Below are 23172 nucleotides of genomic sequence, written 5' to 3' on the forward strand. Positions count from 1 at the left end.
CGCCGAGGTGCTATGAGGAGCTATGCCCCCTCTTCTTCCGGTAAACTGCCCCTCGAGGTGCCCCATGCTGGACTTCTACGCCTTAGAAGACCTCCTTACCCCGGAGGAGAAAGAGATCCAAAAGGCCGCCCGCCGCTTCCTGGAAAAGGAGGCCCTGCCCTATATCCGGGACTGGTGGGAGGAAGGGGTCTTCCCCACCCACCTCATACCCCGGTTCGCGGAGCTGGGCTTCCTAGGCCCCACCCTGCCCCCGGAGTACGGAGGGGCAGGAGTTTCCAGCGCCGCCTACGGGCTCATCGCCTACGAGCTGGAACGGGTGGACTCGGGGCTTAGGAGCTTTGTGAGCGTGCAAAGCTCCCTGGTCATGTACCCCATCTACGCCTTTGGCAGCGAGGAGCAGAAGCGGGAGTTCCTGCCTAAGCTGGCCCGGGGGGAGATGGTGGGCTGCTTCGGCCTCACCGAACCCGATGGGGGTTCGGACCCCTACGGCAACATGAAAACCAAAGCCCGCCTCGAGGGGGATACCTGGGTCCTAAACGGCACCAAGATGTGGATCACCAACGGCAACCTGGCCCATATCGCCATCATCTGGGCCAAGGACGAGGAGGGGCGGGTTCTGGGCTTCATCGTCCCCACCGACACCCCAGGCTTCCAGGCCCGGGAGGTGAAGCACAAGATGAGCCTGAGGGCCTCGGTGACCAGCGAGCTGGTGCTGGAGGAGGTGAGGGTGCCCGAGGCTTTGCGCCTGCCCAAGGCCGAGGGCCTCAAGGCCCCCCTTTCCTGCCTCACCCAGGCCCGCTTCGGCATCGCCTGGGGGGTTCTGGGAGCCTTGGAGGCGGTGTACACCGAGGCGGTGGAGTTCGCCAAAAGCCGGAGCACCTTCGGCGAGCCCATCGCCAAAAAGCAGCTGGTGCAGGCCAAGCTGGCGGAGATGCTGGCCGATCACACGGAGGGACTGCTTCTCGCCTGGCGCCTGGCCCGGCTAAAGGACGAGGGGAAGCTCAAGCCCGCCCAGGTTTCCCTGGCCAAGCGGCAGAACGTGTGGAAGGCTCTGAAGGCCGCCCGCCTAGCCCGGGACATCCTGGGGGGAAGCGGCATCACCCTGGAGTACCACGCCATCCGCCACATGCTCAACCTGGAAACCGTCTACACCTACGAGGGCACCCACGACATCCACACCCTGGTCCTGGGGCGGGAGGCCACGGGGCTGAGTGCCTTCTAGAGCATGGTCATCGCCTTCACGGGGGATCCCTTTCTGGCCAAGGAGGCCCTTCTCCAGGAGGCCTCCCTTCGGGGCCTCACCCGCTTCACCGAGCCTACGCCCGAGGCCCTGGCGGAGGTCCTAAGCCCCGGGCTTTTCGGGAAAGCCGGGGCCATGCTGGACCTGAGGGAGGTGAGCGACGGGGAGTGGAAGGTGTTGAAGCCCCTTCTGGAAAACGTCCCCGAGGAGGTGGCCGTGCTCCTCCTTGATCCCAAGCCCACCACCGCCCGGGCCGCCTTCTACCGCACCCGGGAGCGGCGGGACTTCCCCACCCCGAAGGGCAAGGACCTCGTCCGCCACCTGGAAAACCGGGCCAAGCGGCTGGGGTTCAGGCTACCCGCCGGCATCGCCCAGTACCTGGCCTCCCTGGAAGGGGACCTCGAGGCCCTGGAACGGGAGCTGGAGAAGCTCGCCCTTCTTCCACCTCCCCTCACCCTGGAGAAGGTGGAACGGGTGGTGGCCCTAAAGCCCCCTGTAAGCGGGTTTGACCTGGTGCGGGCGGTTTTGGAAGGGGAGGCCAAGGCTGCCTTCCGCCACCTAAGGCGGCTAAGGGAGGAGGGAGAGGAGCCCCTAAGGCTACTTGGGGCCTTCGCCTGGCAGTTTTCCCTTCTGGCCAGGGCCTGGATGCTTCTCAAGGAGAACCCCAGGCCCACGGAAGCCGACCTCGCCCGCCTCGAGGCCCATCCCTACGCGGCCAAGAGGGCGCTGGAGCTGGCTCGAGGCCTCCCCAAGGAAGCCCTCGAGGCCAGCCTGGACGTCTTGATCCAGGCAGAGCGCCGGGCCAAGGAGGGCAAGGATCCCTGGCTGGCCCTGGAAAGGGTGGTCTACACCCTCCTCCGCCTCACCCCGGCAGAACCTGCGTGACACCCCCCAAAGGAGTCCTCCAGGGAATTCTTCCCTAAGGAGTTGACCCGTGGGTCAGCCCTGGGTTAGCCTCCTTCCATGCTAAGCCCAGATCTGGTGGAAACCCTCCTGCGGCAAGCCCTAAAGGGCGGGGCCGACTTCGCCGAGATCTACGCGGAGCGCTCCCGGAGGCGGCGCATGATCGTGCGTTCGGGCCGCCTGGAGGAGGCCATCTCCGGCCTGGACTACGGAGCAGGCCTCCGCCTTTTCTTCGGCACCGAGGTGGTCTACGCCTACACCAACCAGCTCACCCGCGAAGGCCTCCAGGAGGCCCTGGAAACCCTTCTCCGGGCCAAGGGAGCCCTGGGCCAGGTGGACGAACGGGGTGCCGGGGGCCTGGACTTCCGCAAGGCTTTGCCCAAGGGCCTTCACACCCCCAGGACGCCCTACGGGGAAAAGGACAAGCGCTACCGTCTGGAAAGGCTTCTGGAGGCCGAGGCCGGCGCCAGGATCGCCCCGGAGATCAGGCAGGTGGAGGCCAGCCTCCAGGAATGGGAGCAGGAGGTCCTGATCGCCAACACGGAGGGCACGTGGGCCGAGGAAAAGAGGGTCCGCACCCGGCTTTTCGTGCTGGCGGTGGCCCAAGATGGCACGGAGGTGCAAACGGGGTACGCGGCCCCCGGCAAGAGCGTGGGGCTGGAACTCTTCGACCTCTTCCCCCCCAAGGAGGTGGGGGCCAAGGCCGCCCGCCAAGCCCTTACCAACCTGCGGGCCAAGCCCGCCCCCGCCGGGACCATGCCCGTGGTGGTGGGAAACGCCTTCGGCGGGGTTATCTTCCACGAGGCCCTGGGACATCTCTTGGAAACCACCAGTGTGGCCAAAAAGGCCAGTGTCCTGGCCGATAGGCTTGGGGAGGAGGTGGCAAGCCCTGCGGTCACCTACATCGACGACGGCACCCTCCCCCACGCCTGGGGTTCCACGGAGGTGGACGACGAGGGCCACCCCACGGAGCGCACGGTGCTCATCGAAAGGGGCATCCTCAAAAGCTACATGGTGGACCGCCTGGGCCATCTTCTCACCGGCTACCCCATGACCGGCTCGGGCCGTAGGCAGGACTACACCCTCGCCCCCACCTCGAGGATGCGCAACACCTTCATCGCCCCGGGGGACAAGGAGGTGGAAGACCTCATCGCCAGCGTGGAGTTCGGCCTCTACGCCAAGGAGTTGGGAGGCGGACAGGTGAAGCCGGGCTCCGGGGAGTACAACTTCGCCGTGCAGGAGGGGTACATCATCCGCCACGGGCGCCTGGAAGAACCCGTGCGCGGGGCCATGCTGGTGGGCAAGGGGCCGGAGACCATCAGGAAGGTGGTGGCCGTGGCCAAGGACTGGGAAAACGCCCCCGGGATGTGCGGGAGCCTCTCGGGAATGGTGCCCGTGGAAGTGGGCCAGCCCCATGTGCTGGTTTCGGAGATCGTGGTGGGAGGTAGGGCATGACGCTGGAGGAAGCCAAGCGGTACCTCCTGAGGCGGGCCCGGGAACTGGGCCTTCAGGCGGAAGTCCTCTTCCAGGAGGAGCGGGAGCTTTCCTTAAGGGCCCGGCAAGGTACTCTGGAGGAGATCAAGGAGGCCCGCCAGGGGGGGATCGGCCTCAGGGTGGTGGTCCAAGGCCACGTGGGCTACGCCTACACGGAAGAGCTTTCCCCGGAGGCCTTAGAGTGGGCCCTATCGGAGGCCAGGGATAACGCCCTTCTTGCGGGAAAGGAGGGCTTCATCCCCCCGGGCCAGGCTTTAGGAAGCCACGATCTTCTGGGGGAGGGCCTTTCCGCCCCCCTGGAAACCAAGAAGCAAAGCGCCCTGGAGCTGGAGAGGACCTTCTGGGAAGACCCCCGCACCCGAAGCGTCCTCATGGGGGGCTACATGGAAAAGGAGGTCCAGGTAGCCCTAGCCAGTACCTTAGGGGCCGAGGGTGCCTTCCGCACTGGGCTTGCTGGGATGGGGGGTAGCCTGGTGATGGGGGATGGCCCAAGCCTCAAGCAAGGCTGGGACTTCAAGCTGGCCAAGGAGTTTCACCTCCTGGACCCCGGCCGCACCGCCTTGGAGATCCGGGAGAAAACCGCCAGGCACTTAAACGCCAGGCCCCTCCCCACCGGCCGTTACCGGGCCTACCTGGAGCCCAAGGCCATGGCAGGGCTTCTCCTGGTGCTTTCCCGCTCCCTTTCCGCCAAAAGCGCCCTCGAGGGCAAAAGCCGCCTCTTAAACCGGCTTGGGGAGCGGATCGCCTCGGAATGGGTCACCCTGGTGGACGACCCCACCCTGGAAAAGGGCCTCCTTTCCCGCCCCTTCGACGCCGAGGGCACCCCGGCCCGGCGCACGGTGGTGGTGGAGAAGGGAATCTTCAAAACCTTCCTGCACAACGCGGAAACCGCCAGAGCCCTGGGTCAGGAGAACACCGGCCACGCCTTCCGCACCTACCGCGGGATCCTGGACGTGGCTCCCACCAACCTCTACCTGGAGCCCGTGGGCAACTTGCGTCTGGAAAAGGGCGTGCTGATAACCGAGTTCATGGGCCTTCACGCCGGGGCCGACCCCGTGAGCCTGGACTTCTCCCTGCAGGCCCTGGGGCTTTGGGTGGAAGAGGGAGAAGTGCGCTATGCGGTGGAAAACTTTGCGGTGGCCGGGAATCTCTTGGAGCTTCTCCAAACCATTGAGGCCGTGGGGGACAAGCTGGACTGGGAGGTGATGGGGGCCGCCTTCGGGAGCCCCTTGGTGGCGGTGGCGGAGCTTTCCTTTGCTGGAGCTTAGCGCAAAGCAAAAAGCGCTTGGTGCTTAGTGCTAAGCTAAAGGCATGGTTACGGTCACCATCAGCCCCAAATACCAGATCACCCTGCCCGCCGAGGTTCGGCAGGCTTTGGGTCTCCATCCCGGGGAAAAGCTCCTCGTAGAAGTGGTGGGAGGAGAAATCCGCCTACGCCCCTGGCGCCCACCGGTTCGGCAGCTTTTGCGGGAACTTCTCCAAGCCTATCCTGAGGAAGCCGAGGCCGTGGGAAAGACCACGGGGCACAACGCGGTGGGCTATATCCGGAAACTGCGCAAGGGATGATCAGCCTGGACACCAACATCATCCTCTCTGCCCTGGACCCCCAGGACGCTCAACATGAGAAGGCCGTTTCCCTGCTGGACGAGCTATCCCGGGAGGTTCTTTTCATCAGCCCCCCGGTTTACGCTGAACTTCGCGCCGGGCAAGGGTGGCCCCTCATAGCGGCTTTCCTTGAAGGCCTGGGGATCCGCCTGCGGCCCGAGATGCCCCTTCCCATCTGGGAACTGGCGGGCGAGCGCTTTGGCCTTTACGCTCAGAAGAGGCGAAAAACCTCTCTGCCCCGGCGCATCCTGGCGGATTTCCTTGTCGGCTCCCACGCTCTTTACCACGGCCTAAGCCTGGCTACTTTTGACCCTGGCCCCTACCGGCTTGCCTTCCCTGAGCTCGAGGTGGTGCCCTGATGCCCAAGGGAAAAATCCTTGTAACCCGCAGCCTTCCGGGAAAGGCCTTGGACCGTTTACGGGAAGCAGGTTACCAGGTGGAGGTCCACGAGGGGCTTTTTCTCCCCCGGGAAGACCTCCTCAAGAGGATAGAGGGAGCCATAGGCCTCATCCCCACCGTGGAGGACCGCATCGACGCCGAGGTGATGGACCGGGCCCCGGAACTAAAGGTCATCGCCTGCTACAGCGTGGGAGTGGATCACGTGGACCTCGAGGCGGCCAAAGCGCGGGGCATCCGCGTGACCCACACCCCCGGGGTGCTCACCGAGGCTACCGCTGACCTCACCTTGGCCCTTCTCCTGGCGGTGGCCAGGCGGGTGGTGGAGGGAGTGGACTACGCCCGAAGGGGCCTTTGGCAGGCTTGGCATCCCGAACTCCTTCTGGGAATGGACCTCCAGGGCGCCACCCTGGGCATCGTGGGCATGGGCCGCATCGGCCAGGCGGTGGCCAAAAGGGCCGAGGCTTTCGGGATGAAGGTGGTCTATACGAGCCGTGTTCCAAAGCCCCTTCCCTACCCCCACCTTTCCCTGGAGGAACTCCTGGCCACATCCGACATCGTGAGCCTCCACACCCCCTTGACTCCCGAAACCTACCGCCTCATGAACCGGGAAAGGCTTTTCGCCATGAGGCCGGGAAGCATCCTGATCAACACCGCCCGGGGAGGCTTGGTGGACACGGAGGCCCTGGTGGAGGCCCTAAGGGGGCATCTTTTCGGAGCTGGCCTGGACGTCACCGATCCCGAGCCCCTGCCCCCAGGACATCCCCTTTACACCCTACCCAACGCCGTCATTACCCCCCACATCGGCTCGGCAGGAAGGCGAACCCGGGAACGCATGGCGGAGATGGCGGTGGAGAACCTTCTCTTTGCGCTGGAGGGCAAGGAACCACCAAACCCGGTAGTATGAGCCCCATGAGCTTCGTGATCGGCCTCCTGGGTGGGATATTCGGCGGACTGGTGGGGCTTGGGGGAGGCACGGTGATGATCCCCCTGATGGTGGGGATTCTCAGGCTTTCCCAGCACAAGGCCCACGGCACCAGCCTGGTGGCGGTCTTCTTCACCGGGCTCATGGGCGCCCTCACCTACGGGCTCCAGGGATCCTTGAGCCTCAAGGCCGCCTTGTTGCTGGCGGCCACTGCCATCCTCACCGCCCGCCTAGGGGCCCGCTACGCCCACGGCCTGGCGGAAAAAGACCTCAAGCGGGCCTTCGGCTTCTTCCTTCTTTTCGTTTCCCTTCTGCTCCTCCTGAAACCCTACCTGGCCCCTGTGGGCCTGGTGCGGGGCGAGGTTTGGGAGGATCTCACCCTCCTCCTGGCGGGAAGCCTCACCGGCTTCCTCTCAGGCATGATGGGGGTGGGAGGAGGGACCATCATGGTCCCGGCCATGGTTCTGGTCTTGGGTATGGACCAGCACACCGCCCAGGGCACGAGCCTCCTCGCCATGATGCCCGCCAGCCTAGTGGGGGCCTACACCCACCACCGCCTGGGCAACGTGGACACTCTTCTGGTCCCTGGCCTGGTACCTGGGGTGTTCCTAGGTACCTTTTTGGGAGGCGAGGCTGCCCACTTTCTACCCGAGGCCACCTTACGCCTGGTCTTCGCCATGGTGCTCTTATGGACTTCCTGGCGGTACCTCCGTCCCTCCGGAAGGAAACGGTGACCTTTTGCACTATTCCTTGAGGACAAGGTGGACTACCGTAAAGGGGAAAGGAGGTGGGCAAATGCAACGCTGGCAGGATTGGGCCAATCTTGTCCTTGGCGTTTGGCTCATCCTTTCCCCGTGGCTTTTGGGCTTTAGCGGCACCCCCGCCGCCATGTGGAACGCGGTTATCGTGGGGGTAGTGGTGGGGCTCATGGCCCTCATGCACCTCCGGGGTGGCCCCATGTGGGAGGAGTGGGTGAACGTGGTCTTGGGCATCTGGCTCATCCTCTCCCCTTGGATCCTGGGGTTTAGCGGCATGGGAAACGCCATGTGGAACGCCCTTATCGTGGGCGTTCTGGTGGGTGTCCTGGCCCTAAGCGTCACGCGGGAAAAGCCCCGAGCGGCCTAAGCTTGTACCGCGGTACCTCAAGCCTTCCGCCTAGGGTCAACCCTAGGCGGATTGGCCTCTTGCACCTTCTGGAAACAGGAGGTAAGGTAAGGTCGGCCTTTAAACCGGTCCCGTGAGGCCGGAAAGGAGGAGGGATGAAACGATATACGAAGAGCCATAGGGAAAAGCCAAGCGGGGGCTTCGGCCTCCGCTTCTTTTTGGAGGTGCTTTGTGCGCTTTAAGGCGGAACTCCTTAACGCCGAGGAGATGCGGCGGGCTCTACACCGCATCGCCCACGAGATCGTGGAGGCCAACAAGGGCGTGGAGGGCTTGGCCCTTGTGGGCATCCACACCCGGGGCATCCCCTTAGCCGAACGCATCGCCCACTACATCCGGGAGTTTGAGGGGGAGGAGGTACCGGTGGGAATGCTGGACATCACCCTCTACCGGGATGACCTCTCTGAGATCGGGATCCGGCCTCAGGTGCGTCAGACCCGGATCCCCTTTGACATCACGGGCAAGGCCCTGGTCCTGGTAGACGATGTGCTCTACACAGGCCGCACCGCCAGGGCAGCCTTGGATGCCCTCATGGACCTAGGCCGTCCCAGGCGCATCTACCTGGCAGTCCTCGTGGACCGGGGGCACAGGGAGCTCCCCATCCGGGCCGACTTCGTGGGCAAGAACGTCCCCACGGCCAAAAACGAGGTGGTGAAGGTGAAGGTGAAGGAAGTGGACGGGGAGGACCGAGTGGAGCTTTGGGAAAGGGAGGAAGCATGAGGCACCTCCTGGATTTCCAAGGCTGGACTCGAGGCCAGGTGGAAAACATCCTGGACACCGCCAGGGTGATGGCCGAGGTGCTGGAAAGGCCGGTGAAGAAGGTGCCGGCCCTCCAGGGCTTCACCGTGGCCACGGTGTTCTTTGAGCCCTCTACCCGCACCCGCATCTCCTTTGAGCTGGCAGCCAGGCGCATGTCCGCGGATGTGGTGTCCTTCGCCGCACAAACCAGCAGCCTGCAAAAAGGGGAAAGCTACAAGGACACCCTGCTTACCCTCGAGGCCATGGGCATAGACGCCTATATCATCCGCGCCGACAGCGCCGGGGTCCCCCACCAGGCCGCCCGGTGGGTGAAGGGGGTGGTGGTGAACGGGGGGGATGGCCGCCGGGCCCACCCCACCCAGGCTCTTCTGGATGCCTACACCCTCCTGGAGGCCCTGGGAACCCTGGAGGGCAGGAAGATCGCCATCGTGGGGGATATCCTTCACTCCCGGGTAGCCCGCTCCAACGTGGAGCTTCTCCCTCTTCTCGGGGCTGAGGTGTGGGTGGCAGGCCCCCCCACCCTTCTCCCCCAAAGCCTTCCCGGAGCCAGGCTCACCCCCCACCTGGACGAAGCTTTGGCGGAAGCGGATGCGGTCATGGTGCTGAGGCTCCAGAAGGAGCGTATGGAAGCCGGCCTCATCCACCTCCAGGACTACATTGCCCACTACCAGGTGACGGAAAAGCGCCTAAGAAAGGCCAAACCCCACGCCCTCCTCCTTCACCCCGGCCCCATGAACCGGGACATCGAGCTGGAAGGCACCCTGGCGGACTCGGAAAGAAGCCTGGTGAACCGCCAGGTGCGGAACGGGGTGGCGGTGCGCATGGCGGTGCTTTACCACCTCCTGGTGGGGAAGGAAGGGTAAAACACCCCTTTGAAGGGAGAGGAAAGCATGCTGCTCATCAAGAATGTCACGCTGGTGGACGCCTTAGGGGAACGGGGTCCTGCGGATGTGCTCATCGGGGAAGGCAGGATCCTTAGCCTAAGCGGCGGGGAAGCGGAAAAGATCCTGGACGGGAAGGGCCTCCTCTTGGCCCCCGGCTTCCTGGACCTTCACGCCCACCTCAGGGAACCTGGCCAGGAGGTGAAAGAGGATCTGGCCAGTGGGCTTTTGGCCGCCGTGCGGGGAGGGTACACGGATGTGGTTTCCATGCCCAACACCACACCTCCCGTGGACACCCCGGAGGCCGTGCGGGCCCTGAGGAAGAAGGCCCAGGCCCTGGGGCTTGCCCGGCTCCACCCCGCCGCCGCCCTGACCCAGGGCCAGGAGGGAAAGGCCCTCACGGAAGCCGGGCTCCTTAAGGAGGCCGGTGCCTCCCTGCTCACCGACGACGGCCGCACCAATGAGGATGCCGGGATCTTGGCGGCAGGGCTTCTGCAGGCTTCCGCCTTCGGCCTCCCCGTGGCGGTGCACGCCGAGGATGCCTCCTTGCGCCGGGGTGGAGTCATGAACGATGGCCCCCTGGCCGACTTTTTGGGCCTCCCGGGAAACCCGAAAGAGGCGGAAGCCGCCCGGATCGCCCGGGACCTCGAGGTCCTGCGCTACGCCGTACGCCGGAGCCAAAAGAAACCCCACCTCCACATCCAGCACCTCTCCACCAAACGGGGCCTGGAGCTGGTGCGGGAGGCCAAGAGGGCCGGCCTTCCCGTCACCGCCGAGGCCACCCCCCACCACCTCACCCTTACCGAGGAGGCCCTACGCTCCTTTGACCCCCTCTTCAAGGTGGCCCCACCCCTCCGCACCCAAGAGGATCTGGAAGCCCTCATAGAAGGCCTTCTGGAAGGCACCCTGGACGCCATCGCCACCGACCATGCCCCCCACACCCAGGCGGAGAAGGAGATGGACCTCTTGCGGGCACCTTTTGGGATACCCAGCCTCGAGGTGGCCTTTCCCCTCCTATACACCGAGCTTCACCTGAAGCGGGGCTTCCCCCTAAAGCGCCTGGTGGAACTCTTCACCGACGGCCCCCGCACCATCCTGGGCCTGAAGCCCATCCACCTGGAGGAAGGAGCCGAGGCCAGCCTCGTCCTCCTGGACCCCAAAGAGCGCCCCGTGGAGCCCAGGAACTTCGCCTCCAAGGCCCGGTTTTCCCCCTGGGCAGGGTGGGTCTTAGGGGGGTGGCCGGTTCTCACCCTGGTGGAAGGGCGGGTGGTGTACCAGGCGTTAGAATAAGAGCGTGCTGAAAAAGCTCCTGGAAGCCGATCAACTGGGCCTGCGTCTGGAATGGGTGGGGGGGCTTCCCCTTTGGGAAGCCCAGCCCACCTACCGGCACCAGAAGGCCGTGGACCGCATTCGCCAAAGCATCCGCCCCAAGGAGGGCTCCTCGTGCCCTTGCATCCACTTTGCGGTTGCGCCCTCACCGTCTAGGGACCTAAAGCTCCTTCAGGCTTCTCACCCCCTCCGCCTCCATAAGCTTCAGAAGGCCCTTCAACACCCGGCGGGGGAAAAGGGGGCCCCCGTAGACGAAGCCCGTGTAGACCTGGACCAACCTGGCTCCTAGCTTCAGGCGCTCCCAGACATCCTCAGGACCCTCCACCCCTCCCACGCTCACCAGGGTGAGACCCTCCACCCTCGAAAGATGCTGCAGCACCTCTAGGGCCCGTTCCTTCAAGGGCCTCCCCGAAAGCCCCCCAGCTTCCTTGGCCAGGGGACTTTTGAGGTTTGGGCGCTCCAGGGTGGTGTTTACCGCCACCAGGCCCTCGAGGCCATGCTTCAAGCAAAGCTCCACCGCTTGGTCCAGGGCTTCAAAGGTGAGGTCCGGGGCCACCTTGAGGAGAAGGGGCTTTCGGGTGACGGGGCGGAGCCGGGAAAGAAGCTCATCCAAAAAGGGACCTTCCTGCAGGGTGCGTAGCCCCGGGGTATTGGGGGAACTCACGTTGAGGACGAAATAGTCCCCATAAGGCTCCAGGACCTGCAGGGCCCTTTGGTAGTCCTCCGCCGCCCGTTCCAAGGGGGTATCCCGGTTCTTGCCCAGGTTCACCCCCACAGGGAAACGAAGCTCCCTTTTCCGGAAGCGCTTAAGCCTCCTGGCCGCCTCCTCCGCCCCTTGGTTGTTGAAACCCATGCGGTTGATAAGGGCATAGTCCTCCACCAGCCGGAAAAGCCGGGGCCTGGGGTTCCCTTCCTGGGGCCTGGGAGTGAGGGTACCCACCTCGGCGAAGCCGAAGCCTAAAGCCCACCAGGCCCCCAAAGCCCGGGCATCCTTATCCACCCCCGCCGCCAGGCCCAAGGGATTGGGAAAGCGAAGGCCAAAGGCCTCCACCTCGAGCCTCGAGTTCTCCACCCTAAGAAGCTTCGCGGGAACCTCCAGCAGGGGCCCTCGTTCCGACCAGAAGGAAAGAAACCTTAAGGTGAGCTCGTGGGCCTCCTCCGGGTCCAGGGCGAAGAGCAGGCGGTGCATACGGGCCCATGGTACCTTGACATAGCCGTCCTTTCCAAGGTATACCTAGCCCATGCGTGAGGGCTTCCGTATCGGCCTGAAGAGCCTTGTCCTAAGCCTCGGCTTTCTGCTTGCCGCCTGCTCCTTTACCGTTACCGTGCCTCTCCCCGACCAAACCTTCAGCGCCCAGGCCCTGCCCGATACCCAGGGGGAAATCCTCTACCCAAAGAATCCAGCCACCTTTGACCCACCCCCTGTTTCCCCCAAGAGTGTGGTCATCCAAGGCACCCTCGAGGCCGATCAGCCCTTAAACACCACCCTGGCCTTCTACGTGCGTCTTAAGGATCCCAAAACCGACCCCGGTTGCATGGACCTCAGCATCATTCCCGCCTACGCTTGTAGCATCGGCCCCGACGACGAAAAATCGGGAGAAGCTTTCTTTAACAACTCTTCCTCTGCCCCCTTAACCCTAACGGGCAGGAATCTCACCCAGGGCATCGCCCAGGGCCAGTTCTGGCTGGGCCTCGAGGTGCAGGGCCTGCCCCAGAGGCTGGTGAACTTTGCCCTCAAAAACCTCAAGGCCACGGTGACGGTGGGCTTTTGAAAAGCCAAACCCACCCCCGGGGGCCTTTGTGCCTCCGGGTTTTTTCTTTGCCCCTGCCGGCGCTATGATAGGGCTAGATGAAGGACGTCTTGCGCCTGGAACTTCCCGTACTTCCCCTGAGGAACACCGTGATCCTCCCCCACACCACCACCGGGGTGGACGTGGGTCGCCCCAAGAGCAAAAGGGCGGTGGAGGAGGCCCTTAACGCCGATCGTTACATCTTCCTGGTCACCCAGAAGGACCCTGATGTGGACGACCCCACCCCCGAGGACCTCTTTGCGGTGGGCACCCTGGCGGTGGTCAAACAGGCCATGCGCCTGCCCGACGGCACCCTGCAGGTAATGGTGGAGGCCAGGAACCGGGCCCGCCTGGTTTCCTACGTGGCCGCCCCCTACCTGAGGGCCGTGGGAGAGGTGTTGCCCGAACCCCCCCTGCAAGACCCAAGCCTCGCCCGGGTTCTGGTAGGCGAGGTGCAGGAGGCCTTTGAACGCTACCTGCAAAACCACAAGACCCTGCGCCTAGACCGCTACCAGCAGGAAGCAGTCAAGAGCACCCTGGACCCCGCCATCCTGGCGGACCTGGTAACCCACCACGCCACCTGGAGCCTCGAGGAGAAGCAGGACATCCTGGAGACCCCGGAGGTGGAGGAAAGGCTTAAAAAGGTCCTGGCCCTGCTTCTTCGCGACCTGGAGCGCTTTGAGCTGGACAAGAAGATCGCCGCCCGGGTCAAGGAGCAGATGGACCAGAATCAACGGGAGTACTACCTCCGGGAGCAGATGAAGGCCATCCAGAAGGAGCTCGGGGGCGGGGAGGACTTCCTCTCCGAGATCGAGGAGCTCCGGGAGCGCATCGAGAAAAAGGGCATGCCCGAGGGGGTCAAGGAAAAGGCCCTCAAGGAGCTTAAGCGCCTGGAGCGCATGCAGCCCGGCTCCCCCGAGGCCACGGTGAGCCGGACCTATCTGGACTGGCTTTTGGATGTTCCCTGGACTGAGGCTGACCCGGAGGTCCTGGACATCTCCGTCACCAAGCGGGTCCTGGACGAGGACCACTATGGCCTCAAGGATGTAAAGGAGCGGATCCTGGAGTACCTGGCGGTGCGCCAGCTTACCAAGGAAAAGGAGGTCAGGGGCCATGCTCCTATCCTCTGCTTCGTGGGACCTCCCGGGGTAGGCAAGACCTCCTTGGGCAAGAGCATCGCCCGTAGCATGAACCGCAAGTTCCACCGCATCTCTTTAGGTGGCGTGCGGGACGAGGCGGAGATCCGGGGCCACAGGCGCACCTATATCGGAGCGCTTCCCGGGAAAATCATCCAGGGAATGAAGCAGGTGGGAGTGATAAACCCTGTCTTCCTGCTGGACGAGATCGACAAGCTCTCCTCCGATTGGCGGGGAGACCCGGCCTCGGCCCTTCTAGAGGTCCTGGACCCCGAGCAGAACCACACCTTCACCGACCATTACCTGGATGTTCCCTACGACCTCTCCAAGGTCTTCTTCATCACCACCGCCAACACCCTAAGCACCATTCCCAAACCCCTTCTGGACCGGATGGAAGTCATTGAAATCCCAGGCTACACCCTTCCGGAGAAGCGGGCCATCGCCCGTCACTTCCGCTGGCCCTTCCAGGTGAAGGAAGCGGGCCTCGAGGGCAAACTGGAGATCACCGACCGGGCCATAGAGCGCATCGTGCAAGAGTACACCCGGGAGGCAGGGGTGAGGAATCTGGACCGGGAGCTTTCCAAGGTAGCCCGCAAGGCGGCCAAGGACTACCTGGAAAGCCCCTGGGAGGGCGTGCGGGTGGTGGATGCCCAGGACCTCGAGGCCTACCTGGGCGTGCCCAGGTACCGCCCGGACCGGGCGGAGAAGGTTCCCCAGGTTGGAGTTGCCCAGGGGCTGGCCTGGACTCCTTACGGCGGGGCTCTCCTTACCATCGAGGCTGTGGCCGTACCTGGCACAGGTAAGGTGAACCTCACCGGCAACCTAGGGGAGGTGATGAAGGAGTCAGCCCACGCCGCCCTCACCTACCTCCGGGCCCACCGGGAAGAGTGGGGCCTACCCGAGGGCTTCCATAAGGAGTACGACCTCCACATCCACGTTCCCGAAGGAGCCACTCCCAAGGATGGTCCCTCTGCCGGTATCACCATGGCCACCGCCCTGGCCAGTGCCCTTACGGGGCGCCCCGTGCGCATGGACATCGCCATGACCGGGGAAATCACCCTCAGGGGCAAGGTCTTGGCCATCGGTGGGGTGAAGGAAAAACTTCTGGCCGCCCACCAAGCGGGCATCTTCCGGGTGATCCTTCCCAAGGAGAACGAACCCGAGCTCAAGGAGGTTCCGGAGGAAATCCTCAAGGACCTGGAGATCACCTTCGTGGAGGAGGTGGGAGAGGTACTCAGGCTCCTCCTCCTGCCCCCTGCCCCACCCCCCGTGGCCTCTACGGAAAGACCCCAGCCAGGAGCAGGAGCTTAGGGAAGCTCCTCCTTGCGGTTGGCGTTCAGGAAGATCTGGGTGCCGAAGCGCTCCACCACCTCCTCCGCTGGGATATAGGTGGCTCCCAACACCTCCACCACCCGCCTCAGGAGGAAGTCCCCTTCCCGGATCTGCCGCTCCACCTGGGGAAGGCAGTCCTTGTGGTAGAAGGCCATGAGGGGCTCGAGGTGGCCTTCCGGGTTATAGGCCACCACCACCGGGTAAGGGGAGGCCAGGGCGTGCTCATAGAGAAAGGCCCAGTATTCCGGCCTCAGAAAGGGCAGGTCCGTGGCCGCCACCGCCACCCAGGGGTAGCGGGCGTGAAAGAGGGCGGAGTGCAAGCCGGAAAGGCTATCCGCCCCCGGAAGCAGGTCGGAATACACGGGCACGCCAAAGCCAGGATAGGGCCGGTTGGCCACGATGAACCGCTCCCCCGCCTCCTGGAGGCTATCCAAAACCCACTGGATCAGGGGCTTTCCCCGATAGGGGTAAAGGGCCTTGTCCTCTCCAAACCTGCGGGAAAGCCCCCCGGCAATCACCGCCCCCGAGTACACGCCTACCATCCTAAGGCCTCAAGAAGCCTTTCCCCCAACCAAGGAGCGTAGAGAAAACCCGTAGAACCCAGGCCCGTAAGGGCAAAGCCGCCTTCCACAGGAAAAAGGTAAGGAAGATCCACGTCCCTAGGCGAAGGGGAGTGGTCCAACCGGAAGCGCACTCCCCGCCATGCGGAGGCCACCAAAGGGCGGTAGCCCAGAAGGTCTTCCGCGCCCTTTAGAAGCCATTCCACCTCCCCTTCCGTGGGAGGGGGAGCCTCGGGGCCAGTACAATGGGGGAGGTAGCTTCCCCCTAGGACGCTTCCTGCCAGGTAGACCCGGTAGCTGATGGCCCGGGGAAAGTAATCCAGCAGAAGGAGGACCAGCCCCGGGATGTACCGTCCCTCCAGGCCCAAAAGATGGGCTCCCTGCCCACCCCCCGCGTAGACCAACACCTCCCCCCTTATCCGCCCTCCTCCTTCCAGGAAAAGGTAGGGGGGCTCCCAGGCCAGAACCCGGGCCCTGAGCACGCTAACCCCCTCCGAGAGCTTCTGCAAAAGGGGCCTGGGCTCCAGCCAGAAAGCCTCTTCCAGCAAGACACCCCCTTCGTCCCAGGTGTGCTTAAGCCCGCCAAGCCGAGAGGCCACCTTCTCCCTCTCCCCTTCCGGCACCGGGCGATAGACACCCAGGTGCAGGGGCACGAAGCGGCTGTAAAAGCGAAGGGCCGCCTCGAGGGCCTCCTCTCCCTTTCTCGCCAGGGTAAAACGCTTCCCCCGCACGGGGTTCACCAAGGCCACGGGCACCCGGCTCGCCCCCCCTAAGTCCTGGGCCACCACCCGCACCCTAAGGCCCCTTTCCTTGAGAAGCCAGGCGGCGGTAAGCCCCGCCACCCCGGCTCCCAGGACCACCGCCTCGGCTTCCTCCACCTTCCTCATCCCATGCTGGGGTCAGAAGCGAAAGCCCTCCCCCTCCCTCCGGCACAAACCCCTGGCCGCCAGGCCCTCTAGGAGGCGTTCCGCTTCGTCCTGGGGGAGGAAGGCCCCAAGGTCCTTCGGGCTTAAGAACCCACCCTTCCGCCAGGCTTCCCTCATGGCCAAGCGCTCCAAGGCTGCCCGCGAAGGCCCCTTGGCCAAAAGCCTTCCCTGCCAGCGGAATAGGCCCAGATACAGGAGACAGGAAAGAAAGGCCGCCAGGATAAGCCCCCAAGGGGCGAAGCGAGAAGCCGCATAAACGAGAAGAAAAAAGGCCAGGGCACCGCTAAGGGGCAGGAAGTGCTGGCGCATGCCGCCTCCTCAGGCCACGGGCAAGGGGATGGGAGCAGGCTCCTTAGCCCCCACCACCTCCCCAAAGAGCAGGTGCGGGGTAGCCTGCTTGATCTCCACCTGGTAGAGCCCTGGGGTGGGAGCCTGGTGGGCGGGAACCAGCACCGGGTGGTTCCCCCGGTCGTGCCCCTGGACGTACCCTTCCTCCTTGGCCGCTCCCCGCACCAAAACCTCCACGGTCTTCCCCACCCACTCCAGGTTGCGGCGGTAGCTCCACTCCTTCTGCTTTTCAATAAGGCGCTGGAGCCTTTCCACTTTCACCTCGCGGGGCAGGTCCTGGAAGTGCTTGTAGGCGGGGGTACCGGGCCGAGGAGAGTAGATGAACATGTAGGCCTGGTCGTAACCCACCTCGTCGTAGAGGGAGAGGGTTTCCTGGAAGTCCTCCTCCGTCTCCCCGGGGAAGCCCACGATGATGTCCGTGGAAAGGACGGCATCCGGCAGGATCTCGCGGATCCTCCTGATCCTTTCCAGGTACTGCGCCCGCCGGTACTCCCGGGCCATGCGCCTAAGCACCCGGTCCGAGCCAGACTGCACGGGCAGGTGGATGTAACGGGTGATGGCAGGGGTTTCGGCAATGGCCTCGATGATGTCGTCGGTGAAGTTCACCGGGTGGCTGGTGAGGAAGCGCACCCTGGGGATGCCCATCTGCCCCACCATCCTCAGGAGTTCAGCGAAGGAGGGGAAGCCCGGCTGGTCCTTGCCGTAGGAGTTCACGTTCTGCCCGAGGAGGGTCACCTCCACTACCCCGGCCTTCTTCAGGGTTTCGATCTCCTTCAGGATCAGGTCCGGGTGGCGGGAAACCTCAGGGCCCCGGGTGGTAGGGACGATGCAGTAGGTGCAGTGGTGGTTGCACCCCCGGATGATGGTTACATGAGCGGAAAGGGCTCCCTTAGGAGGCGGGGGGATGTAGTCCAAAAGATCTTCCTTGAAGGTGAGGTCCCAGAAGCGCTGGTTCCCCTTCAAGGCCTCGGGCAACGAGGTAAGGGCTCCCGGGCCCAGGAGAATATCCACCCCAAACTTCCGGGCCATCTGCTGACCCTCGTCCAGCTGGGCCAGGCAGCCCATGAGCCCGATGAGAATCCCGCGCTTCTCCTTCTCCTTCCGAAGCTGGCCTAGAAGGGAACGCACCTTCTCCACGGGCTTCCCGCGGACCGCACAGGTGTTCACCAGGACGAAGTCCGCCTCCTCCACCGAGTCCACCAGCTCCCACCCCAGGCTCACCAGCTCGCTGGCCACCAGGTGGGAGTCGTACTCGTTCATCTGGCATCCGAAGGTAATGATGTGGGCACGCATAAACCTCCTGGGGCGGCCGGGGGGATCCCGGGCCCCGTGATTTCCAGTGTAGCAACCTCGAGGCCCCCAAGGCCAACCCCAGTCCCTGGGTTTCCCCTCGAGCCCCCCAGAAGGCCACACCCCCCGGCCACGCCACCGGGGGGTGAGGCTTTGCGTCCCGATGCTGGTGGCGGCGGTGGGATTCGAACCCACGACACCACGATTATGAGTCGTGTGCTCTGACCACCTGAGCTACGCCGCCACGGGCGCACCAGGCAATCCCCATCTTAGGGGAGGGCCCCCAAGCGGTCAAGGTTCAAAGCCGATGCGATCCATGAAGTCGGGGAGGATTTCTTCGGCGAAAAGGTCCAAGAAGGCCCTTACCGCCCCCAGGCTCACCCCTCCCGTGAGGTCCAGGTCCGATTCCACCCACACGGTTCCCTCCTCGTCCAAAAAGGCCCGGCTAAAGCGGCGGTCCCGGTTCCAGGCGTTCACGGCCTCGAGGTCCGGCACCTCGTCCAGGGTGAATCCGGCGCTTAGGGTCAGGACCCCGCACCGCTCCTCCTGGCAGAAATCCAGGTAGAGCCAGACCTTAGTCAAGCCAGCCATCTCCAGACGGAACTCCTGGGCATCCGTCTTCTCGTAGGCAAGACCTACCTGCTTGAGAATCCCTTCCACCTCGGCCGGGGTCAAGCCCTTGACCACGGCCTGCCCCAAGGCCAATCCCAAAAACAACAATCCCGCCAGCAATATCCTCATAAACCCCTTTTCCGTCCCAGTGGGCCCGTAGGCGACCTTGCAGGACACCCCCAGCCTACACGATCCCCTTCTCCTTCAGGAAACGCCCCTGCCGGAAGCGATCCAAGCGGAACGGGGTTATATCCAGGCTCCTCGCCTTCCCGTGGACCACTTCCTCCGCCATGAGCCTCCCCACCATGGCCGCCTGCTGGACCCCGTGGCCGGAAAAACCCGCCGCCACCAGAAGCCCCTCCTCCACAAACCCCAGGATGGGGTTGGCATCCGGGGTCACCTCGTAGTAGCCCCACCAGCTGGCCCTTCGGTCCAGGGCAAGCCCTTCCAGGAAGGGAAAGCGGGAAAGGCCCGCCTCGAGGGTCGGCGCCAGCCATCCCCAGTCCATGCCCTCGGAAAAACCCGGGGGCTCATCCGGGTTGGACCGGCCCATGAGCACCCTCGCCCCCTCCGAACGCAGGTAGAAGCCCGTGGCCAGGTCTATGGTGAGGGGAAAGGCATGGGGAAAAGGGGCGGGGGCCGTGGCGAAGACCATGCGGCGCACGGGCTGGATGGGAATCTCCAGGCCAAGCCTTTTCCCCACCTCGCCCGTCCAGGCCCCGGTGCAAAGGAGGAGAAAGGAAGCCTCGTACGCCGCCAAGGGGGTTTCCACCCGCCATACCCCCTTCTTTCTCCGGGCGGCCACGAGGGGCTCGGAAAAGCGCACCCTGGCCCCAAGCCGCCTGGCCTCCCTGAGGTAGTGGGCGGTAACCCCATGGGGATCTATGACCCCATCCATGGGACCGAAGGTGGCGTAGGCCAGGCCCTCCTCCCGGAAGGGCACGTGGGATTGGGCCTCCTTTAGGGAAAGCTTCTCCACAGGCACCCCCAAAGCCCGCTGGGTTGCTAAGGCTTCCTCCTGGGCTTCCCTCAGGGCCTCCGGCACCAGGAAGAGGTAGCCGATGGGCCGGTAGCTGGCCTCCGGGATCCTTTGGTACTCCAGGATGGAGTGGTAGGAAAGGAGGATGTTTAAGGGCTCGGAGAACTGCACCCGCACCCCGGCGGCGCTCTTTCCCGTGGAGCCCTGGGCAAAGGTGGTCTCCTTTTCCAGAACCAGGACCTCGAGGCCCGCCTCCGCCAGGCGGTAGGCACAAGCCGCCCCCACGATTCCCGCCCCCACCACCAGGACCTCGGGCATGACCCCAGTCTAGGACACTTTTCCCCGGGAAAAGGGGTATGCTATGGCCCGGAGGTCAGGTATGGCCTACAAGCACATCCGGATTCCAGAGGGCGAAAGGATCACCATCCAAAACGGGGTTCTCCAGGTGCCGGATCAGCCCATCATCGGCTTCATCGAAGGGGATGGGACGGGGCCGGACATCTGGAGAGCCGCCAGGCCCGTCTTAGATGCCGCTGTAGAAAAGGCCTACGGGGGAAAGCGCAAAATCGCCTGGGCGGAGATCTACGCCGGGGAAAAGGCCAACCAGGTTTATGGGGAGCCTGTATGGCTACCCGAGGAAACCCTGGACTTCATCCGCGAGTACCTGGTGGCCATCAAAGGGCCCCTGACCACCCCGGTGGGCGGGGGCATCCGCTCCATCAACGTGGCCCTAAGGCAGGAGCTGGACCTTTACGCCTGCGTGCGCCCCGTGCGCTGGTTCAAAGGGGTACCAAGCCCGGTGAAGCACCCCGAGCTGGTCAACATGGTCATCTTCCGGGAGAACACCGAGGACATCTATGCCGGGATTGAGTGGCCTGCAGGCAGCGAGGAGGCGCAAAAGGTCCTGGACTTCCTCAAGCGGGAGTTCCCCAAGGCCTACGCCAAGATCCGCTTCCCGGAGACCTCGGGGATCGGAATCAAGCCCGTCTCCAAAGAGGGCACGGAGCGCCTGGTGGACGCCGCCATCGCCTACGCCATCAAGGAGGACCTGCCCAGTGTCACCCTAGTGCACAAGGGCAACATCATGAAGTTCACGGAAGGGGCCTTCCGGGAATGGGGCTACGCCCTGGCCCGGGAGAAGTACGGGGCCACGCCCCTGGATGGCGGCCCCTGGCATGTGCTGAAAAACCCCCGGACCGGCCGGGAGATCGTCATCAAGGACATGATCGCCGACAACTTCCTGCAGCAGATCCTCCTCCGCCCCGACGAGTACTCGGTGATCGCCACCTTGAACCTCAACGGGGACTACATCTCTGATGCCCTGGCCGCCCAGGTGGGTGGAATCGGCATCGCCCCAGGGGCCAACATCAACTACCAAACGGGGCATGCGGTCTTTGAGGCCACCCATGGAACCGCGCCCAAGTATGCGGGCCAGGACAAGGTGAACCCCTCCAGCGTCATCCTCTCGGGGGAGATGATGCTCCGCTACATGGGCTGGAACGAGGCAGCGGACCTCATCATCCAGGCCATGGAGCGCACCATTGCCAAGGGGCTCGTTACCTACGACTTCCACCGCCTCCTCCAGGCAGAGGGTAAGCCCGCCACCCTCCTTAGGACCAGCGAGTTCGGCCGGGCCTTGATCGAGCACATGTAATACCACCTCCGGCCGACCGCCCACGGGCCTCGTCCCAGAAGGTTCACAGGCTAGAGGAGGGTGAAACGGGCCTCGAGGCGAGGGAGGTCCGCCTCCAGAAAGCGGAGGCGGACCTCAGCATCCAGGGGCAGGGGCTTGCTGAGGGCCACCTGGGCAGTCAGGCCCAGCTCCGGCAAGAGGAAAACCCCCTGCCCTCCCCTTTTCTCCACCAGGATTCCCCTTCCCTCGTACCCCTTCTCCATCAGGTAGACCAGGATCCAGTGGAGCTTGCTCTTCCTCTCCGCCTCCCGCACCAGGTCGGCCATGGCCTCCGCCGCCCCCACCCGTTGCAAGAGCTCCTCCTGGGAAAGGGGCTTCTCCCCTTTCAACCAAGCCCTTAGCTGCTGGTGGGCCACCAGGTCCAGGTAGCGCCTTAAAGGGCTCGTCACCTGGGCATAGAGGGGAAGGCCCAGGCCCCTGTGGGGTGCGGGCACGGCCTTGAGCTGGGCCCTTTTCAGGGCCTTGCGTTGCTCCCACATGGCGCTAAGCCCCTCCCCTTCCACCCGCCTGGCGGGAGCCTCCTGGGTGGCGAAGGGGAAGGGCAGTCCCTCCCTGAGGGCCAGGTGGGCTGCGGCATAACCCGCGAGATGCATGGCCTCCTGGACCCAGATGCGGCTTTCGTAGGCCTCGAGGGGACGGATCCTTACCTCCTGGCCCTCCAAGCGCACCTTCACCTCGGGTAGGCGCAGGTCCAACCCCCCTTGGGCCAGGCGCTTCCGCCGGAAGGCCAAGGCCAGGTCCCGCAAAGGGGCAAGCTCCTCCACCCCCAGGGCCTCTTGGTAGCTGAGCCTCCTCACCCTTACCCAGCTTGGGAAAACCTCCTCCTCCAGGATCTCCCCCTCCCCAGAAACCCTCAAGCGGAAGGTAAGGGCCGGGGACACCTCCTTTAGGCCCAAGCCCAGAACCCAGGTGGCCTCCTGGGGCAGCATGGGTACCGTCCCCTCGGGCAGGTACAGGTTGGCTCCCCGGCGCATGGCCTCCTGGTCTAGGGGGCTAGAAGGCTCCACCAAGGCCGCCACATCCGCCACGTGCACCCAAAGCTGGAAACCCTCGGGTACCCTCTCGGCATAGACGGCGTCGTCCGGGTCCTGGCTTTCCTCGTCGTCGATGGCGTAGGCGGGGAGGTGGGTCAGGTCCACCCGCTCCTCCTGGGGAAGGGCAGGTAGGGGAAGCTCAGGAGGAACGAGGATAAGCCCAAGCCGCCTGGGATGGGGGTTTTGCCGCTGCCACACCCCGAGGCGCAGGAGAAGGCCGTGGGCGGCCTCAGGGGTCTCGGGAAGGCCCAGGGCTCTGAGCACCCGGCTTTCCCTCCTTTCCCCCAGGGCCATGGCCTCCACCTCCTGGATTAAGGAGCGGTCCTCAGGGGCGGGCACCCCTTCCCTAAGCCGCCTTACCCCCTCCTGGAAGCGCCGCTCCTGTTCCTCCCGCTTTCTTCTGGCCTCGAGGAGGGCCTCCACTTCCTCCCGGGTGCGGGCCCGGACCCTTTCCCCCTCCAGGAGGAAGCGCTCCCCCCTTTGCGCCAGAAGATAGGCCCCGTAAGCGGTCTCGGGCGTGTACACCCCGTAGACCAGCTCGGCCAAGTCCTTGAGATCCACCACCTGGCCCTGAAGAAGCTCCCAAGCAGCCTCCTCCTCGCCCTCGGGCGGGTTCAACTCCAGGGAAGCGGGCCCGGGGTGAAGCCAGAGGACATCCTTGGGACGTACCCTTACCCGAGCCCCATCGGGCAGGGTGAGCTCCAGACGGTCCCCCTTTTCCACCGCCAAAGCAGGCCTACCCTTGTAGACCACCAACGCGGCCACGCCCCTAAGGATAC

23 protein-coding genes, 1 tRNA gene and 1 pseudogene are annotated in these 23172 nt (G+C 64.4%); 16 read left to right on the forward strand and 9 right to left on the reverse strand.

Going from position 1 to position 23172, the window contains the following annotated elements:
- Nucleotides 1-64 precede the first annotated feature (64 nt).
- From G584_RS0106220 to G584_RS13135, 13 genes and pseudogenes are all read left to right on the forward strand, one after another.
- Entirely contained in the window at nucleotides 65-1222 is a 1158-nt protein-coding gene (locus tag G584_RS0106220) for an acyl-CoA dehydrogenase family protein (protein WP_028493846.1), read from the forward strand.
- A gap of 3 nt (nucleotides 1223-1225) precedes the next feature.
- Complete coding sequence (gene holA, locus G584_RS0106225; protein WP_028493847.1) at nucleotides 1226-2125, forward strand: DNA polymerase III subunit delta; 900 nt, start codon at nucleotides 1226-1228, stop codon at nucleotides 2123-2125.
- Between the two features lie 78 nt (nucleotides 2126-2203).
- Entirely contained in the window at nucleotides 2204-3598 is a 1395-nt protein-coding gene (locus G584_RS0106230; protein WP_028493848.1) for a TldD/PmbA family protein, read from the forward strand.
- Entirely contained in the window at nucleotides 3595-4905 is a 1311-nt protein-coding gene (locus G584_RS0106235) for a TldD/PmbA family protein (protein ID WP_028493849.1), read from the forward strand. The genes G584_RS0106230 and G584_RS0106235 overlap by 4 nt, the downstream gene beginning before the upstream one ends.
- Nucleotides 4906-4948: 43 nt before the next feature.
- A complete protein-coding gene (locus tag G584_RS0106240) occupies nucleotides 4949-5203 on the forward strand; it encodes an AbrB/MazE/SpoVT family DNA-binding domain-containing protein (RefSeq protein WP_028493850.1) in 255 nt (84 codons plus the stop codon).
- Complete coding sequence (locus G584_RS0106245; protein WP_028493851.1) at nucleotides 5200-5601, forward strand: type II toxin-antitoxin system VapC family toxin; 402 nt, start codon at nucleotides 5200-5202, stop codon at nucleotides 5599-5601. Before G584_RS0106240 ends, G584_RS0106245 begins: the two co-directional genes overlap by 4 nt.
- Nucleotides 5601-6545, forward strand: coding sequence for a 2-hydroxyacid dehydrogenase (locus G584_RS0106250; protein WP_028493852.1), 945 nt, complete (start codon nucleotides 5601-5603; stop codon nucleotides 6543-6545). Before G584_RS0106245 ends, G584_RS0106250 begins: the two co-directional genes overlap by 1 nt.
- A gap of 5 nt (nucleotides 6546-6550) precedes the next feature.
- Nucleotides 6551-7297: a sulfite exporter TauE/SafE family protein gene (locus G584_RS0106255; RefSeq protein ID WP_028493853.1), complete on the forward strand. Its 747-nt coding sequence runs from the start codon at nucleotides 6551-6553 to the stop codon at nucleotides 7295-7297.
- A gap of 61 nt (nucleotides 7298-7358) precedes the next feature.
- A complete protein-coding gene (locus tag G584_RS0106260) occupies nucleotides 7359-7688 on the forward strand; it encodes an SPW repeat protein (RefSeq protein WP_028493854.1) in 330 nt (109 codons plus the stop codon).
- 210 nt (nucleotides 7689-7898) lie between these two features.
- Complete coding sequence (gene pyrR / locus G584_RS0106265) at nucleotides 7899-8444, forward strand: bifunctional pyr operon transcriptional regulator/uracil phosphoribosyltransferase PyrR (RefSeq protein WP_028493855.1); 546 nt, start codon at nucleotides 7899-7901, stop codon at nucleotides 8442-8444.
- Complete coding sequence (locus tag G584_RS0106270; protein ID WP_028493856.1) at nucleotides 8441-9346, forward strand: aspartate carbamoyltransferase catalytic subunit; 906 nt, start codon at nucleotides 8441-8443, stop codon at nucleotides 9344-9346. The genes pyrR and G584_RS0106270 overlap by 4 nt, the downstream gene beginning before the upstream one ends.
- Nucleotides 9347-9373: 27 nt before the next feature.
- Nucleotides 9374-10654 carry a dihydroorotase gene (locus G584_RS0106275; protein WP_028493857.1) on the forward strand — a complete coding sequence of 427 codons (1281 nt, stop codon included), beginning with the start codon at nucleotides 9374-9376 and terminating at the stop codon, nucleotides 10652-10654.
- A 4-nt stretch (nucleotides 10655-10658) separates the two neighbouring features.
- Nucleotides 10659-10829 (forward strand): annotated as a pseudogene (locus G584_RS13135) (Uma2 family endonuclease); the annotation flags it as partial.
- Nucleotides 10830-10853: 24 nt separating this feature from the next.
- Here the strand turns inward: G584_RS13135 and G584_RS0106280 are convergent.
- The gene (locus G584_RS0106280) at nucleotides 10854-11882 is read right to left on the reverse strand and encodes a quinone-dependent dihydroorotate dehydrogenase (protein WP_028493858.1); all 1029 of its coding nucleotides are present in this window, start codon (nucleotides 11880-11882) and stop codon (nucleotides 10854-10856) included.
- A gap of 52 nt (nucleotides 11883-11934) precedes the next feature.
- Here G584_RS0106280 and G584_RS0106285 point away from each other — a divergent pair, with 52 nt between their 5' ends.
- Together G584_RS0106285 and lon are read left to right on the forward strand one after the other, a co-directional pair.
- The gene (locus G584_RS0106285; protein ID WP_028493859.1) at nucleotides 11935-12465 is read left to right on the forward strand and encodes a hypothetical protein; all 531 of its coding nucleotides are present in this window, start codon (nucleotides 11935-11937) and stop codon (nucleotides 12463-12465) included.
- 77 nt (nucleotides 12466-12542) lie between these two features.
- The gene (lon, locus tag G584_RS0106290) at nucleotides 12543-14930 is read left to right on the forward strand and encodes an endopeptidase La (protein WP_028493860.1); all 2388 of its coding nucleotides are present in this window, start codon (nucleotides 12543-12545) and stop codon (nucleotides 14928-14930) included.
- Here the strand turns inward: lon and G584_RS0106295 are convergent.
- The 7 genes from G584_RS0106295 to G584_RS0106325 all read right to left on the reverse strand — a co-directional run bounded on the left by G584_RS0106295 (nucleotide 14927) and on the right by G584_RS0106325 (nucleotide 19984).
- Nucleotides 14927-15484 (reverse strand): molybdenum cofactor guanylyltransferase, encoded by a 558-nt coding sequence (locus G584_RS0106295; RefSeq protein WP_028493861.1) that lies wholly within the window; start codon nucleotides 15482-15484, stop codon nucleotides 14927-14929. The two genes, lon and G584_RS0106295, sit on opposite strands and share 4 nt — an antisense overlap.
- Before the next feature lie 2 nt (nucleotides 15485-15486).
- Nucleotides 15487-16398, reverse strand: coding sequence for an NAD(P)/FAD-dependent oxidoreductase (locus G584_RS0106300; RefSeq protein WP_028493862.1), 912 nt, complete (start codon nucleotides 16396-16398; stop codon nucleotides 15487-15489).
- A 12-nt stretch (nucleotides 16399-16410) separates the two neighbouring features.
- Complete coding sequence (locus G584_RS0106305) at nucleotides 16411-16746, reverse strand: hypothetical protein (RefSeq protein ID WP_028493863.1); 336 nt, start codon at nucleotides 16744-16746, stop codon at nucleotides 16411-16413.
- Nucleotides 16747-16755: 9 nt separating this feature from the next.
- Entirely contained in the window at nucleotides 16756-18078 is a 1323-nt protein-coding gene (miaB, locus tag G584_RS0106310) for a tRNA (N6-isopentenyl adenosine(37)-C2)-methylthiotransferase MiaB (RefSeq protein WP_028493864.1), read from the reverse strand.
- A gap of 164 nt (nucleotides 18079-18242) precedes the next feature.
- Nucleotides 18243-18319: transfer RNA gene (locus G584_RS0106315), tRNA-Met, on the reverse strand.
- 47 nt (nucleotides 18320-18366) lie between these two features.
- Complete coding sequence (locus G584_RS0106320) at nucleotides 18367-18816, reverse strand: YbjN domain-containing protein (RefSeq protein WP_028493865.1); 450 nt, start codon at nucleotides 18814-18816, stop codon at nucleotides 18367-18369.
- Nucleotides 18817-18871: 55 nt separating this feature from the next.
- The gene (locus G584_RS0106325; protein WP_028493866.1) at nucleotides 18872-19984 is read right to left on the reverse strand and encodes an NAD(P)/FAD-dependent oxidoreductase; all 1113 of its coding nucleotides are present in this window, start codon (nucleotides 19982-19984) and stop codon (nucleotides 18872-18874) included.
- Between the two features lie 61 nt (nucleotides 19985-20045).
- Between G584_RS0106325 and icd the strand changes: the two genes are divergently transcribed.
- Nucleotides 20046-21320, forward strand: coding sequence for an NADP-dependent isocitrate dehydrogenase (gene icd / locus G584_RS0106330; protein ID WP_028493867.1), 1275 nt, complete (start codon nucleotides 20046-20048; stop codon nucleotides 21318-21320).
- 50 nt (nucleotides 21321-21370) lie between these two features.
- On the opposite strand, the gene G584_RS0106335 is transcribed toward icd, so the two are convergent.
- The gene (locus G584_RS0106335) at nucleotides 21371-23158 is read right to left on the reverse strand and encodes an RNB domain-containing ribonuclease (protein WP_028493868.1); all 1788 of its coding nucleotides are present in this window, start codon (nucleotides 23156-23158) and stop codon (nucleotides 21371-21373) included.
- Nucleotides 23159-23172: the final 14 nt, after the last annotated feature.

Origin of the sequence: Thermus antranikianii DSM 12462, assembly GCF_000423905.1 — a bacterium.
Lineage (GTDB): Bacteria > Deinococcota > Deinococci > Deinococcales > Thermaceae > Thermus > Thermus antranikianii.